Here is a 13,780-nt window from a genome sequence, read left to right on the forward strand (position 1 = left end):
CATAGATAGAAACCCTGCATGCCAAATAAATCAAATGGATCATGAGATAGCAGAAACAATGAAATTTAATCAAGGAGGTAAAAAATTTCGATAAAAGTGTCATAACCCAATAGGACAACATCATAAACATATATTGTCCAAAAATACCTAAATGGATGAAATTATCCCACTTTACTCTATGATCAGGAGGGGATCACTTGGAAAAGGTAGATATTTTTAAAGATATTGCCGAGAGAACCGGCGGCGATATTTATTTGGGAGTAGTTGGGGCAGTAAGAACCGGAAAATCAACGTTTATTAAAAAATTTATGGAGCTTGTCGTTTTACCGAATATAGGCAGTGAGGCTGAAAGATCCCGGGCCCAGGATGAATTGCCGCAAAGCGCTGCCGGAAAGACCATCATGACCACAGAGCCTAAATTTGTGCCAAATCAAGCTGCGACCGTTCATGTCGATGAGGGGTTGAATGTTAATATTAGGCTCGTTGATTGCGTGGGCTATACCGTACCCGGGGCCAAAGGATATGAGGATGAAAATGGCCCGAGAATGATCAATACGCCTTGGTATGAAGAGCCGATTCCTTTCCATGAAGCCGCTGAAATTGGCACGAGGAAGGTCATCCAGGAGCATTCTACCATTGGGGTTGTTGTCACTACAGATGGTACAATTGGTGAGATTCCAAGAAGCAATTATATTGAGGCTGAGGAACGGGTTATTGAAGAACTGAAGGAAGTTGGCAAGCCGTTTATTATGGTGGTTAACAGCGCCCAGCCATATCATCCAAGCACCGAAACATTAAGGTCGGGCTTGGCGGAGAAGTATGACATTCCTGTTTTAGCGATGAGTGTAGAGAGCATGCGCGAAAGCGATGTCCTTAATGTCCTTCGTGAAGCCCTTTATGAATTCCCGGTTCTTGAAGTCAATGTCAACCTGCCTAGCTGGGTAATGGTGTTAAGAGAAAATCATTGGCTACGGGAAAGTTATCAAGAAGCCGTGAAGGAAACGGTTAAAGATATCAAGAGATTAAGAGATGTTGATCAGGTTGTCCAGCAATTTAGCGAGTATGAATTCATTGAAAGAGCGGGTCTTGCCGGGGTTGAAATGGGTTCAGGTGTCGCCGAGATCGATTTGGTTGCTCCGGATGAATTATATGATGATATTTTAAAAGAAATCGTTGGGGTGGAAATCAGGGGGAAAGACCATCTACTTGAGCTCATGCAGGACTTTGCCCATGCAAAAGCGGAGTATGACCATATTGCCGATGCGCTGAAAATGGTCAAACAAACCGGATATGGAATTGCCTCACCGACATTGTCGGATATGAGCCTCGAGGAACCGGAAATCATTCGCCAGGGTGCCCGTTTTGGTGTAAGGCTTAAGGCGGTCGCTCCGTCCATCCATATGATTAAGGTTGATGTTGAATCAGAGTTTGCGCCAATTATCGGCACCGAAAAGCAGAGTGAAGAACTTGTCCGCTATTTGATGCAGGACTTTGAGGATGACCCGCTGTCAATCTGGAATTCGGACATCTTTGGCCGCAGCCTCAGCTCTATCGTCCGTGAAGGGATCCAGGCCAAACTCTCGCTTATGCCTGAGAATGCCAGATATAAATTAAAAGAAACACTTGAAAGAATCATTAATGAAGGCTCAGGCGGATTAATTGCCATAATACTATAAGTGAAGACTCCTAAAAGGGGTCTTTTTTTTACATGTCAGGGCAATAATGGTAGAATTTTGACGAACAAAAGAAAAGATTACCATAATTTCTTGAATTCTTCTTGATATGCTGTATTGATTGTGATAATCTTTTAACAGACTTACGTAATAGCGCCAAACCCTTTATTCTGTAGGGTTTCACCTAGTAATGGGAATTATTGCTAAAGTGACAAATTTGGACCGCTTTTGCAATAAAACTGCGCTCTGACGTATAGAAATTAGAAAAATTGTTTAGAAATGTAGATAAGTATTGTTATTATCTCGTACATTTCTTTGGGAGGAGGTGAAAGGCATGAACAAGACAGAACTTATTAATGCAGTAGCAGAGGCTAGCGAACTTTCTAAAAAGGACGCTACAAAAGCAGTTGATGCTGTTTTTGATGCGATTTTAGATGCTTTGAAAAATGGTGATAAGGTACAACTTATCGGTTTTGGTAACTTTGAAGTACGTGAGCGTGCAGCACGTAAAGGTCGCAACCCTCAAACAGGTGAGGAAATCGAAATCGGTGCAAGCAAGGTTCCTGCTTTCAAACCAGGCAAAGCGCTTAAAGACGCAGTAAAATAATTACATAAATTATTGCTTTAAGCGATCGCTTAGGCAAAAAAGGTCATGGCCATAGTCCATGGCCTTTTTTCTTTTTTAGCACCTTCCGCTCTTCTTTTTTTGCTTGCTCAGAAAAGGTTATGCTAAGATGTATTTGTTAATTATACTTGTTTGGACATTAGGAGGAATTGCACATGCCAGAGGTAAATCGTGCCCAAATCGAAGAGGCGGTACGTTTAATATTAGAAGCAATAGGGGAAGATCCCAGCCGAGAAGGACTGCTTGATACACCTAAACGTGTTGCGAAAATGTATGAGGAAGTATTCAGCGGATTAAATGAGGATCCGAAACAACACTTTGAAACCATTTTTAGTGAGGATCATGAAGAACTGGTCCTTGTAAAGGATATCCCGTTTTATTCGATGTGTGAACACCACCTGGTTCCTTTCTATGGAAAGGCGCATGTAGCCTATATCCCTCAAAATGGCCGGGTTACCGGGTTAAGCAAGCTGGCACGTGCTGTCGAGGCCGTGGCTAAAAGACCGCAGCTGCAAGAGCGGATTACAGCAACCATTGCAGACAGCATCATGGAAAAATTGGAGCCACACGGTGTCATGATCGTTGTTGAGGCAGAGCATATGTGCATGACGATGCGTGGCGTTAAAAAGCCAGGAGCCAAAACAGTTACAACCGCAGTAAGAGGAACACTTGCCGACGATACAAGCGCCCGTTCCGAAATCCTATCTTTGATAAAAAACTAATTGAACATGGGGTGTTGAGGTTGGAGAAAAAGCAACAGCAAAATAATGATTATGTAGTCATAAAAGCAATTGATGACGGTGTTAGTGTCATCGGCTTGACAAGAGGCTCTGACACCAGATTTCACCATTCGGAAAAGCTGGATAAGGGGGAAGTGCTCATTGCTCAGTTTACCGAGCATACCTCTGCCATCAAGATTAGAGGAAATGCAAAGATTCTTACCCAATATGGGGAAATCGACAGCGAAGTGAAACATAAACTGTAAACCGCCATTTAAATGGGGAGTGAAAATATTATTTATTTGTGAAATCCTGCCCACATATTTGCATTTATGCTATAATGGTGTTTGCGTGTTTTATTTTTAACTGGCGAGAATTTTCCTTATCGATTAGGAAATAAGAATACATAAAGACATTTTTACTTAGGTGAAGCAAGGGTGATGAGAATGCAGGATATTCGACAAAAATTTTCAACAATTAAACAGAAAGTCGAACATAGTGTTTTTGACACTTACTTGCTAAATTATATTGAAACACCGGTCATTGACGAGGATAAGCTTCTTATCCTCATCTCCCTTCTGGACCGGCTTGATTTGCCTTTTGATGTAATGGAAAATTACGTTTTATCAACCATGCTGGTTCAAACTGCTCTTGACACTCATGAACAAATATCTGAAATTACAGATGAAAAAAGCCGTCAGCTTACTGTTCTAGCCGGTGATTATTATAGCGGCCTTTATTATAAGCTCCTTGCTGAGTCGGAGGATATACTTGTTATTAATGTTCTATCTCAAGGAATTAAAGAAATCAATGAGCATAAAATAACAGTTTATTACAAGGAAACGGCAGATTTAGAAAAATTGATGACAAGCATGATGTTGATTGAAAGTTCATTAATAACAAAGCTTTCTGAGTACTTTACCACCGATCATTGGAACGAGGTTATTACAAACTTCCTGCTGTTTAAACGGTTAGTAAAAGAACAGAGCCAATTTATACAGACCGGAAGTTCTTTTCTATTTGATGCCATGAAGAAAATACTGTTTCCTTCCTCTGAATTCACTTTTACAGAACTCACCAGCGGGCAAAAAAATCAGCTGTTAAGCATTTGCGGTCTGCAGATTGAGCGGACAAAGAGTACGATTGAGAAAGGTATTTCCATAAACCCGTCCTTAAATCCGTTTCTTGAAAGCAAAATAACCGGCCTGTTAAACCAATATCAGCCATATGTGAAATCTTTTGTGGAAGAAGGGTAAAATAATGCAACAGTCAAAAGAACAGCGAGTTCATAAAGTGTTTGAAAAAATCTCCGAAGACTACGACAAAATGAACTCAGTGATCAGTTTTCAGCAGCATATAAGATGGCGGAAGGATACGATGAACCGTATGAATGTCCAGCCAGGGTCAAAAGCACTTGATGTCTGCTGTGGTACTGCTGATTGGACCATTGCCCTCGCAGAGGCTGTAGGCCCTTCCGGTGAAGTGACAGGGCTGGATTTTAGCCAAAATATGCTTAATGTTGGAAAGGAAAAGGTTAACCGTCTTGGGTTGAATCAAGTGAAATTAATCCATGGAAATGCGATGGAGCTCCCGTTTCCCGATAATAGCTTTGATTATGTCACCATCGGTTTCGGGTTAAGAAATGTTCCGGACTATCTCCAGGTTCTAAAGGAAATGCACCGGGTGGTGAAGCCTGGAGGACTTGTCGTATGCCTTGAAACATCTCAGCCTACCTTAATTGGATACCGGCAATTATTCTTTTTCTACTTCCGCTATATTATGCCTATATTTGGAAAATTATTTGCAAAAAGTTACGGGGAATATTCATGGCTCCAAGAATCAGCACGCGATTTTCCTGGTATGAAAGAATTAGCCCGGATGTTTGAGCAGGCTGGGTTTAAAAATGTGAAATATAGACCGTACAGCGGCGGTGCAGCAGCTGTCCATATCGGCAAAAAATAATCTAAAACTTGACAGGATAAAAGCAGGGTGAATACAAATGAAATTAAAAATGATGTATTCATTTTTGAATTCGGATATTAAGTTAATTGAGAAAAAACTTGAAGAGACAATTCAACCTGAGTCTCTGCTTTTGCAACAGGCTTCCATGCATACATTACAAGCCGGGGGAAAGAGAATTCGTCCTGTTTTTGTTTTGCTTGCCGGTAAATTTGGCCATTATGATATCAACGTAATGAAAAATGTTGCAGTGGCACTTGAATTAATTCATATGGCCTCGCTCGTCCATGATGATGTAATAGATGATGCTGATTTGCGCAGAGGCCAGCCAACTGTTAAATCAAAATGGGATAATAAAGTGGCCATGTACACGGGGGATTACGTGTTTGCTCTCGCCGTTGAATTAATGACCAATATTAATAAGCCGTTAGCCCATAAAATTCTTGCTGATACGATTGTTGAAGTCTCGGTGGGAGAAATTCAACAATTTAAAGATAAATACCGCTTTAATCAAAATTTGAGGGATTATCTTAGAAGAATCAAACGAAAAACCGCTTTGCTAATAGCTGCGAGCTGCCAGTTGGGGGCAATTGCCGCGGATGTCGAGGAATCGATTCATCGGAAGCTGTTTCGCTTTGGTTATTATGTTGGGATGTCGTTTCAAATTACCGATGATATTCTCGATTTTACGGCTACCGAAGAGGAACTCGGGAAACCGGCAGGAAGCGACCTCCTGCAAGGGAATATTACGCTCCCGGCTTTGTTAGCCATGGAAAATGAAGCGGCAAGGAAAGTAATTGAAAAAGTAAACGACCATACCTCTCCTTCAGAAATAAAAAATATTATCTCCTTGATCAAGGAAACGGATGCCATCGCAAGGTCTGTTGAACTCAGCGACTTATATTTATCCAAAGCGATTGCTATCTTGGAAGAGCTCCCGGCTAATAAGGCCAGAAAAGCGCTCCGCGATATCGCCAAATATATCGGAAGACGCAAATTCTGATGCGCTTCCACTTTTCTACATCCTTGTAAAATATTCTAAACAATGTTACTATTTTCGTGGATTGTTCTTAGTAAACAATCATATACATAATTGTTTAGGAGTGGGATAAATGGAAAGAACATTTTTAATGGTTAAACCGGATGGCGTTCAGCGCAACCTAATTGGGGAAATAGTGGCTCGTTTTGAAAAGAAAGGCTTCCAGCTTGTTGGGGCAAAGTTAATGCAAATTCCAACTGAGCTTGCCCAGGAGCATTATGGTGAGCATAAAGAGCGTCCGTTCTTTGGCGAGCTGGTTGACTTTATCACTTCCGGTCCGGTATTTGCGATGGTCTGGCAGGGTGAAAACGTAATTGCAACTGCACGGCAAATGATGGGATCCACTAACCCTAAAGATGCTGCGCCGGGAACCATTCGTGGTGACTTTGGCCTAACAGTCGGCAAAAACGTCATTCACGGTTCTGACTCACCTGCAAGCGCAACCCGCGAAATCGGCCTATTCTTTAATGAGTCTGAGTTGGTTGAGTATTCAAAGTTAGTGAATGAATGGATTTATTAATCCAATTCACAAGGCACTTGTATTCTTAATACAGGTGCCTTTTTGTATGCGGATACAAAAATTAAATTCGCTTTTCTGAATTATTCCACTATGTTAATGCCCTTAAAATATGTTATATTGATACATAATTCTTTAATGAGTTGAAGGGGGAAAGAGAATGGGTATAAGATATTTGACAGCCGGTGAATCTCATGGACCGCAGCTGACGACCATTTTGGAGGGATTCCCTGCAGGGATGCCGTTAGTCGCGGAAGATATCAACAATGAACTTTCTAGACGACAAAAAGGGTATGGCCGGGGAAGAAGAATGCAAATCGAAAAAGATACCGTTGAAATCATGTCAGGCGTAAGACATGGGTCTACACTCGGTTCCCCGATTGCTCTTGTTGTAAAAAACAATGACTGGAAGCATTGGACTAAGATCATGGGACAAGAACCGCTTGAAGATGTAGAAGCGGATGAAGTAAAACGCAAAGTCAGCCGTCCCCGTCCGGGACATGCGGATTTAAATGGGGCGATTAAATATGGCCACCGAGATATGAGAAACGTCCTTGAACGTTCATCAGCTCGGGAGACAACCGTCAGGGTTGCTGCAGGTGCGGCCGCAAAAAAACTCCTGTCATTAGTCGGTGTCAATATTACGTCCTATGTTGTCGAGATTGGCGGGATTAAAGCAAGCGTGGATCCCTCCTTAAGTTTGGAAGAGTTAAAGGAGAGATCGGAAAACTCGCCAGTCCGAACGGTCGACTTGAATGTCGAACAGGAAATGATGAAAGCCATTGATGAGGCCAAGCAAAACGGCGATTCCATTGGCGGTGTTGTCGAAGTTATTGCGGAAGGCATGCCTTCCGGAGTTGGCAGCTATGTTCATTATGACCGCAAATTGGATGCGAAATTGGCTGCAGCCATCGTGAGCATCAACGCCTTTAAAGGGGTTGAGATTGGCATTGGTTTTGAGGCGGCACGCAAACCTGGCAGTGAAGTCCATGATGAGATCGCTTGGGATCCTGCCGAGGGGTATTACCGGAAAACCAACCGCCTTGGCGGTTTTGAAGGCGGAATGACTACAGGCATGCCTGTTGTGGTAAGGGGTGTCATGAAGCCGATTCCCACGCTTTATAAGCCGTTAATGAGTGTAGATATTGATACAAAGGAGCCGTTTTCAGCAAGTGTTGAACGTTCCGACAGCTGTGCAGTGCCGGCAGCGGCCGTAGTCGCGGAAGCTGTTGTCGCATGGGAGCTTGCCAGTGCCTTAGTTGATCAATTCAACAGCGACCGATTTTCCGCCTTTGCCGAGGAAATTAATAAGCATCGTGCCTATGCGAGGGAATTTTAAATGACAACGTTAGACATCCAAACTGAGTCCAAACAATATCAGGTCTTTGTCGAAGAAGGGGTTCGAAACGATATTCGCTCGTTTTTAACCAATCATTTTCCCGCACTGACCAGAATATTAATTATTACGGATGAAACGGTCTCTAAGCTGCATTTGGAGAAATTATTGGCAGCACTGGACCCATTAAAGCCACTCGTTTTTACCGCACCAGGCGGAGAAAATGCCAAAACCTTTGAGGTTTATTATGACGCTTTATCGACCGCTCTTGAAAGCCGGCTTGACCGGAAGTCCGTTATTTTGTCATTAGGCGGCGGGGCGGTTGGAGATTTGGCCGGGTTTGTGGCGGCGACTTATATGAGGGGAATTCCGTTCATTCAAATTCCAACGACCATCCTTGCTCATGACAGTGCTATTGGCGGAAAGACAGCCATTAATCACCCGCTGGGCAAAAATATGATCGGTGCTTTTTATCAGCCGGAGGCGGTGTTTTATGATTTGGACTTTCTTAAAACACTCCCGCCCCAAGAAGTTCGCTCCGGCTTCGCAGAAGTAATTAAACATGCGTTGATATTTGATCCTGATTTTTATGATTGGCTTCATGCGAATATTGCTGACCTGAATAAGATCAGCATGGAGCAATTATCACAGTGTCTGATAAAAGGGATTATGATTAAAAATGAATTTGTCAGCCGCGATGAACGGGAACAAGGAGTTCGTGCCTACCTCAATTTTGGGCATACATTGGGACATGCCATTGAGGCTGAAATGGGCTACGGCAACTTTACCCACGGAGAGTCAGTCATGATTGGAATGGTATTTGCTTTAAAGCTAAGTATTGAAAGGGCAGGGCTGGTATTTAAATTGGAAGAATTTGTTGATTTGATAACCCGTCTTGGGTATATCAGTGAAGTTCCAGCCAGCCTTTCACATGAAAAGTTACTGAAAAAAATGAAACAGGATAAAAAGTCAGTCGGCGAGTCGGTTCGCTTTGTATTGCTTGAAAAGGTAGGGGAGCCTATCGTTCAAACAATCTCTGATTCTGTTTTATTGGAAAAGCTGAAGGATTATTAACAAGGGGGAATAAGAATGTTTAGAGGGGTGAGAGGAGCGACAACGGTCAGCGTTAATTCCGAAGCAGAAATACTTGCCGCGACAGAAGAACTGTTGGCGAAAGTAATCGAGGCAAATCAAATTCAACCTGAATCCGTCGCATCCGTTTTAATCTCCACAACTGAAGATATCGATGCAGCTTTCCCAGCGAGGGCATTGCGAAAGTTTGCGGGTTGGACGTATGTTCCTGTTATGTGTATGCGAGAAATTCCGGTGCCGGGTTCCCTTAAAATGTGCGTCAGGATCATGATGCACGTCAACACCAGTGTATCCCAGGAGGAAATCAAACACGTTTATTTAGGGAATGCTGTTGTCTTACGGCCAGACCTGGGCGGAAATCCGGCATAATGGCATAAATCTTTTCGAAAAAGACCAACAACCGAAGGGATGAGTAAAATGAGATGGAAACAGCAATTATTGCAATTGACACCCTATCAACCGGGAAAGTCAATTGAATCGGTAAAAAGACAATTTAATCTTGAAAAGATAGTCAAGCTTGCCTCAAACGAAAACCCATTTGGCTGTTCAAAAAACGCACAATCAGCACTTCTGGGGAATGTTTCAAGCTTAGCTATTTATCCGGATGGCTACGCGACTATTTTAAGAGAGAAACTTGCCTCGTTTTTACAGGTCGATGGGGATGAATTGATTTTTGGAAACGGCTCAGATAATTTGATTCAGATGATTTCACGGGCCCTGCTGCATCCGGAAGCTAGTACCGTTATGTCAAGAAATACCTTTTCACAATATAAGCATAACGCAGTCATTGAAGGGGCTATAATCAAGGAAGTACCTGACGTGGACGGTGAGCATGACCTCCCAGCGATGCTTGAGGCAATTGATGACCAAACGAACGTCGTTTGGGTCTGCAGTCCAAACAATCCAACAGGCACATATATACCAGAGGGCAAATTAATATCATTCCTTGAAAAAGTTCCACCGCATGTTTTGGTTGTTTTGGATGAGGCTTATTTTGAATATGTTATAGCGGATGATTACTATGATTCCATTCAATTGACCCGCCAATATCCAAATTTAATTGTGTTAAGGACTTTTTCAAAAATCTATGGCCTTGCCGCACTAAGAGTTGGCTACGGGGTGGCCAACCGGGCTATTATCAAAGCACTTGAACCCGCTAGAGAACCATTTAATGTGAATGCATTGGCTCAAATCGCAGCATCTGCAGCAATCGACGATCAGGAATTTGTCGAACAATGCCGAAACAGAAACCGACAAGGACTGGCGCAATTTTATGATTTTTGCGCTGCCCATAATTTAAACTATTTTCCAACCCAAACAAATTTTATTTTAATAGATTTTAAAGTGGATGCCGATCGAGTGTTTCAATTTTTGCTGGAAAGAGGATTCATTGTCCGTTCCGGAAAAGCGCTCGGTTTCCCAACAGCAGTAAGAATTACGGTAGGTTCCGCTGAAGAAAACGAAGGTGTGCTGGCAGCGCTGAAAGAGTTCTTGGAACAAAACTAGGAGGAGTTTCATTGGAAGGCCGTGTATTTATTATCGGGTTAGGATTAATCGGAGGATCTTTGGCGCTTTGTATTAAGAAAGAACATCCCGCATCCGTGATTGTCGGCTTTGATATAAACAGGGAGCAATCAAGACTGGCAAAAATGCTTGGTGTGATTGATGAAGCGGCAGAGAATATCCCGGTTGGTGCCAAAGATGCCGACTTGATTATTGTTTCGGCGCCTGTAAACGACACGAAATCGATCATTCGGGCCCTCTCTGGTCAACCGTTAAAGCCAGGAGTCATTGTAACTGATACAGGCAGCACGAAAACAACAATTGTCGATACGGCCAGCAGCTTAAAAGAGCGGGGAATTACGTTTATTGGCGGCCATCCGATGGCCGGTTCCCATAAGACCGGCGTGTCGGCAGCAAGAGACATCCTATTTGAAAATGCTTTTTATTTGTTGACACCTGAAGAACAGGTTGAAAGCACAAAAGTGGAGATATTGAAGGATTGGTTAAAAGGAACTAAGGCCAAATTTTTGACGATTACAGCGGAAAATCATGATTATTTAACAGGGATTGTAAGCCACTTTCCCCATATTATTGCCGCTTCGATTGTCAGGCAAACTGAAAAATTATCTGGGTCAGAATCGTTGATCCCAAGGCTTGCTGCCGGCGGTTTCCGGGACATCACCCGAATTGCTTCGAGCAGCCCGCAGATGTGGAAGGATATCTTATTGCATAACAGAAAGAATTTGATTTCCCTGCTGGACCAATGGAGCGAAGAAATGCAAGGGGTTAAAGCGATGCTGGAAAGCGGCAATGCGGAAGCCATTTATGAATATTTTCAGCAGGCTAAACAATTCCGTGATGAACTGCCCAGCAAGGAGAAGGGAGCCATTCCGGCTTTTTATGATTTGTATGTGGACATTCCTGACGTTCCGGGGATTATTTCTGAAGTAACCGGATATTTGGCACAGGAAAACATCAGCATCGTAAACATTCGTATCCTGGAGACACGCGAAGACATAAATGGGGTCCTGGTCATCAGCTTTCAGACCGAACAGGACCGGCAGCGTGCCGAAAAATGCATCCTGACTTATACAAGCTATTCAACCTCCAATGGTTCCTGACAGATTTAAATAATAAAAGGTGATAAAATGGCATCATTAAATTTAAAAACAAATATCAACAGTTTACATGGCGAACTCACAATTCCGGGGGATAAATCGATATCGCATCGCTCTGTTATGTTTGGCTCGATTGCCCATGGCATTACGAGAGTAACTAACTTCCTGCCTGGTGACGATTGTTTAAGTACCATTGCCTGTTTTCGCAGGCTCGGCGTAACTATAGATGAAGAAGATGGCAAGCTTGTTATCTATGGAAAAGGGTTCGAAGGGCTGACTGAGCCCAATGAAGTTTTAGATGTCGGCAATTCCGGAACCACAATCCGGCTGTTAATGGGAATTTTGGCTGGTCAGCCATTCTTTTCAACACTTGCCGGTGACGAGTCGATTGCCAAAAGACCGATGACACGGGTTACTGGTCCGTTAACCGAAATGGGTGCCGCCATTGATGGCCGAAAAACTGGTGCCTATACACCAATCTCAATTCGCGGCGCAAAGCTGGATGCATTTCATTATGAACTTCCGGTCGCCAGTGCCCAGGTTAAGTCGGCATTGATCCTTGCAGGTTTACAAGCCGAAGGGGATACGACTATCATAGAGCCTGCTGACACACGAGATCATACAGAACGAATGATTCGCCAATTTGGCGGTGAAATTCATAAGGATGGTCATGTTATAACGGTTACAGGCGGTCAAAGACTTACCGCAGCAGATGTTCACGTTCCCGGGGATATATCCTCCGCGGCATTTTTCCTAGTTGCTGGTGCCATTCTGCCAAATAGTAAAATTGCCCTTAAGAATGTTGGATTGAACCCAACCAGGACTGGCATTATCGAGGTCTTAACGAATATGGGTGCAAACCTAGAGATTAACGTAAATGACGAAAACGCCTTTGAACCATCAGGAGACCTTGTCATTAAAACATCTAATCTTAAGGGCACTGTCATCGAAGGTGGATTAATTCCGAAATTAATCGATGAAATCCCAATCATAGCTTTAATGGCAACCCAGGCTGAAGGTACCACGATCATAAAAAATGCGGAAGAATTAAAAGTAAAAGAAACAAACCGGATAGACACGGTTGTCAATGAACTGAAAAAATTGGGGGCCTCCATTGAGGCTACCGAAGACGGCATGATTATTCACGGGAAGGCCAAGCTGCATGGCGGGACGGTCTCAAGTCACGGTGACCACCGAATTGGCATGATGCTAGCTATCGCCGCCCTGCTTTGTGACGGCGAGGTCATTCTCGAAAATCCAGAATCGATCGCTGTTTCCTATCCCAATTTTTTCAGCCATTTAAATAGTCTTATGTCATAAAAAGCTGCCGTTACAGGCAACTTTTCAGGCTGTCGAGAAACTTTCGACAGCCTTTATTTTATTTAACTTCTATAATTCACTGCGTTAATTTTTTATGATTTTTTAAATAAAACTACTATTCGATATGTCTGTTGATTTGCGCTCCAGGCACTTCGCTTTCCGCGGGCGTGCCTGGGAGCCTCCTCGGCGCAAGCGCCTGCGGGGTCTCCCACTGCCCCGTGCTCCCGCAGGAGTCTTCGTGCCTTCCGCGCAAATCAACAGGTGTGATTAATAAGTTAAGAACCTAAACCAATAATTATAAAATAAGTGGTGAATTGAATGTTTAAGCCAAAAGAGTCTAGCCAAAGTGAATTTGAATTTGTGTCTATTGATGAATTAGTTCAATAGGAACACCTTTTTCGTTTAATTGATAAATATGTAGACTTTTCATTTCTTCTTGAAAAAGTACGACCATTTTATAGTGATCAGAACGGCCGGCTATCTGATCCCCTTATTCCTTTTAAAATGATGTTCATTGGGTACCTCTTTGGCATTCGTTTCGAAAGGGAGTTAAAAAAGGAATTTAAAATGAACATTGCTTATCGATAGTTTTTAGGTTTAAATTTCATGATCAAGTTCCCCATAATTCAACGATTAATTGGAAACGTAAACATCGTTTTAAGGAAATTGATTGCATGTGCTTCTGGAATGCCGGTTTCGGGGTATAAAAAATGCAAGTGAGCAGGCTCTTCTAACCGTAGCTGCCAGAACATGAAAAAGATTTGGACACACTTATTCAGACTGGAAAAGGTGTGTTGTAAATCTTTGGGTTGGTTATCTCCTGTTGATTGGAGCGGAAGGTGCGAAGACTCCTGCGGGAGTACGGGACAGGGGAGACCC

The 13,780-nt window shown here is 42.9% G+C and carries 14 protein-coding genes; all 14 read left to right on the forward strand.

Features of this window, described 5'->3' with window-relative positions:
- The first annotated feature begins 197 nt into the window (after positions 1 to 197).
- On the forward strand, positions 198 to 1,676 hold the full coding sequence (gene spoIVA, locus AR334_RS15355) for a stage IV sporulation protein A (protein WP_066312850.1): 1,479 nt from the start codon (positions 198 to 200) through the stop codon (positions 1,674 to 1,676).
- 331 nt (positions 1,677 to 2,007) lie between these two features.
- Complete coding sequence (hbs, locus tag AR334_RS15360; RefSeq protein WP_066060959.1) at positions 2,008 to 2,280, forward strand: non-specific DNA-binding protein Hbs; 273 nt, start codon at positions 2,008 to 2,010, stop codon at positions 2,278 to 2,280.
- 173 nt (positions 2,281 to 2,453) lie between these two features.
- Complete coding sequence (folE, locus tag AR334_RS15365; protein ID WP_066312854.1) at positions 2,454 to 3,020, forward strand: GTP cyclohydrolase I FolE; 567 nt, start codon at positions 2,454 to 2,456, stop codon at positions 3,018 to 3,020.
- A gap of 20 nt (positions 3,021 to 3,040) precedes the next feature.
- Entirely contained in the window at positions 3,041 to 3,283 is a 243-nt protein-coding gene (mtrB, locus tag AR334_RS15370) for a trp RNA-binding attenuation protein MtrB (protein ID WP_066312862.1), read from the forward strand.
- 174 nt (positions 3,284 to 3,457) lie between these two features.
- Entirely contained in the window at positions 3,458 to 4,273 is an 816-nt protein-coding gene (locus AR334_RS15375; RefSeq protein WP_253701310.1) for a heptaprenyl diphosphate synthase component 1, read from the forward strand.
- 4 nt (positions 4,274 to 4,277) lie between these two features.
- Positions 4,278 to 4,979 (forward strand): demethylmenaquinone methyltransferase, encoded by a 702-nt coding sequence (locus AR334_RS15380; RefSeq protein WP_066312866.1) that lies wholly within the window; start codon positions 4,278 to 4,280, stop codon positions 4,977 to 4,979.
- Between the two features lie 37 nt (positions 4,980 to 5,016).
- Positions 5,017 to 5,979 (forward strand): heptaprenyl diphosphate synthase component II, encoded by a 963-nt coding sequence (gene hepT / locus AR334_RS15385; protein ID WP_066312868.1) that lies wholly within the window; start codon positions 5,017 to 5,019, stop codon positions 5,977 to 5,979.
- A 109-nt stretch (positions 5,980 to 6,088) separates the two neighbouring features.
- Positions 6,089 to 6,535 carry a nucleoside-diphosphate kinase gene (ndk, locus tag AR334_RS15390; RefSeq protein ID WP_066312871.1) on the forward strand — a complete coding sequence of 149 codons (447 nt, stop codon included), beginning with the start codon at positions 6,089 to 6,091 and terminating at the stop codon, positions 6,533 to 6,535.
- A gap of 163 nt (positions 6,536 to 6,698) precedes the next feature.
- Complete coding sequence (aroC, locus tag AR334_RS15395) at positions 6,699 to 7,871, forward strand: chorismate synthase (RefSeq protein WP_066313888.1); 1,173 nt, start codon at positions 6,699 to 6,701, stop codon at positions 7,869 to 7,871.
- Positions 7,872 to 8,942, forward strand: a complete 1,071-nt coding sequence (gene aroB, locus AR334_RS15400) for a 3-dehydroquinate synthase (RefSeq protein ID WP_066312874.1) — start codon at positions 7,872 to 7,874, stop codon at positions 8,940 to 8,942.
- Between the two features lie 15 nt (positions 8,943 to 8,957).
- Entirely contained in the window at positions 8,958 to 9,329 is a 372-nt protein-coding gene (gene aroH / locus AR334_RS15405) for a chorismate mutase (RefSeq protein WP_066312877.1), read from the forward strand.
- Positions 9,330 to 9,377: 48 nt separating this feature from the next.
- On the forward strand, positions 9,378 to 10,466 hold the full coding sequence (gene hisC / locus AR334_RS15410) for a histidinol-phosphate transaminase (RefSeq protein ID WP_066312880.1): 1,089 nt from the start codon (positions 9,378 to 9,380) through the stop codon (positions 10,464 to 10,466).
- 11 nt (positions 10,467 to 10,477) lie between these two features.
- A complete protein-coding gene (locus AR334_RS15415; protein WP_066312883.1) occupies positions 10,478 to 11,584 on the forward strand; it encodes a prephenate dehydrogenase in 1,107 nt (368 codons plus the stop codon).
- Positions 11,585 to 11,611: 27 nt separating this feature from the next.
- The gene (aroA, locus tag AR334_RS15420; RefSeq protein WP_066312886.1) at positions 11,612 to 12,901 is read left to right on the forward strand and encodes a 3-phosphoshikimate 1-carboxyvinyltransferase; all 1,290 of its coding nucleotides are present in this window, start codon (positions 11,612 to 11,614) and stop codon (positions 12,899 to 12,901) included.
- The last annotated feature ends 879 nt before the right edge of the window (positions 12,902 to 13,780 follow it).

The organism is Bacillus sp. FJAT-29814 (assembly GCF_001510715.1).
Classification (GTDB): domain Bacteria; phylum Bacillota; class Bacilli; order Bacillales; family Cytobacillaceae; genus Neobacillus.

Bases quoted from the DNA above. Each gene is read 5' to 3' on its own strand.
- aroH (WP_066312877.1), top strand. From the start codon at position 8,958: ATGTTTAGAGGGGTGAGAGGAGCGACAACGGTCAGCGTTAATTCCGAA.
- aroB (WP_066312874.1), top strand. From the start codon at position 7,872: ATGACAACGTTAGACATCCAAACTGAGTCCAAACAATATCAGGTCTTT.
- folE (WP_066312854.1), top strand. From the start codon at position 2,454: ATGCCAGAGGTAAATCGTGCCCAAATCGAAGAGGCGGTACGTTTAATA.
- hbs (WP_066060959.1), top strand. From the start codon at position 2,008: ATGAACAAGACAGAACTTATTAATGCAGTAGCAGAGGCTAGCGAACTT.
- hisC (WP_066312880.1), top strand. From the start codon at position 9,378: ATGAGATGGAAACAGCAATTATTGCAATTGACACCCTATCAACCGGGA.
- AR334_RS15375 (WP_253701310.1), top strand. From the start codon at position 3,458: ATGAGAATGCAGGATATTCGACAAAAATTTTCAACAATTAAACAGAAA.
- AR334_RS15380 (WP_066312866.1), top strand. From the start codon at position 4,278: ATGCAACAGTCAAAAGAACAGCGAGTTCATAAAGTGTTTGAAAAAATC.
- ndk (WP_066312871.1), top strand. From the start codon at position 6,089: ATGGAAAGAACATTTTTAATGGTTAAACCGGATGGCGTTCAGCGCAAC.
- aroA (WP_066312886.1), top strand. From the start codon at position 11,612: ATGGCATCATTAAATTTAAAAACAAATATCAACAGTTTACATGGCGAA.
- hepT (WP_066312868.1), top strand. From the start codon at position 5,017: ATGAAATTAAAAATGATGTATTCATTTTTGAATTCGGATATTAAGTTA.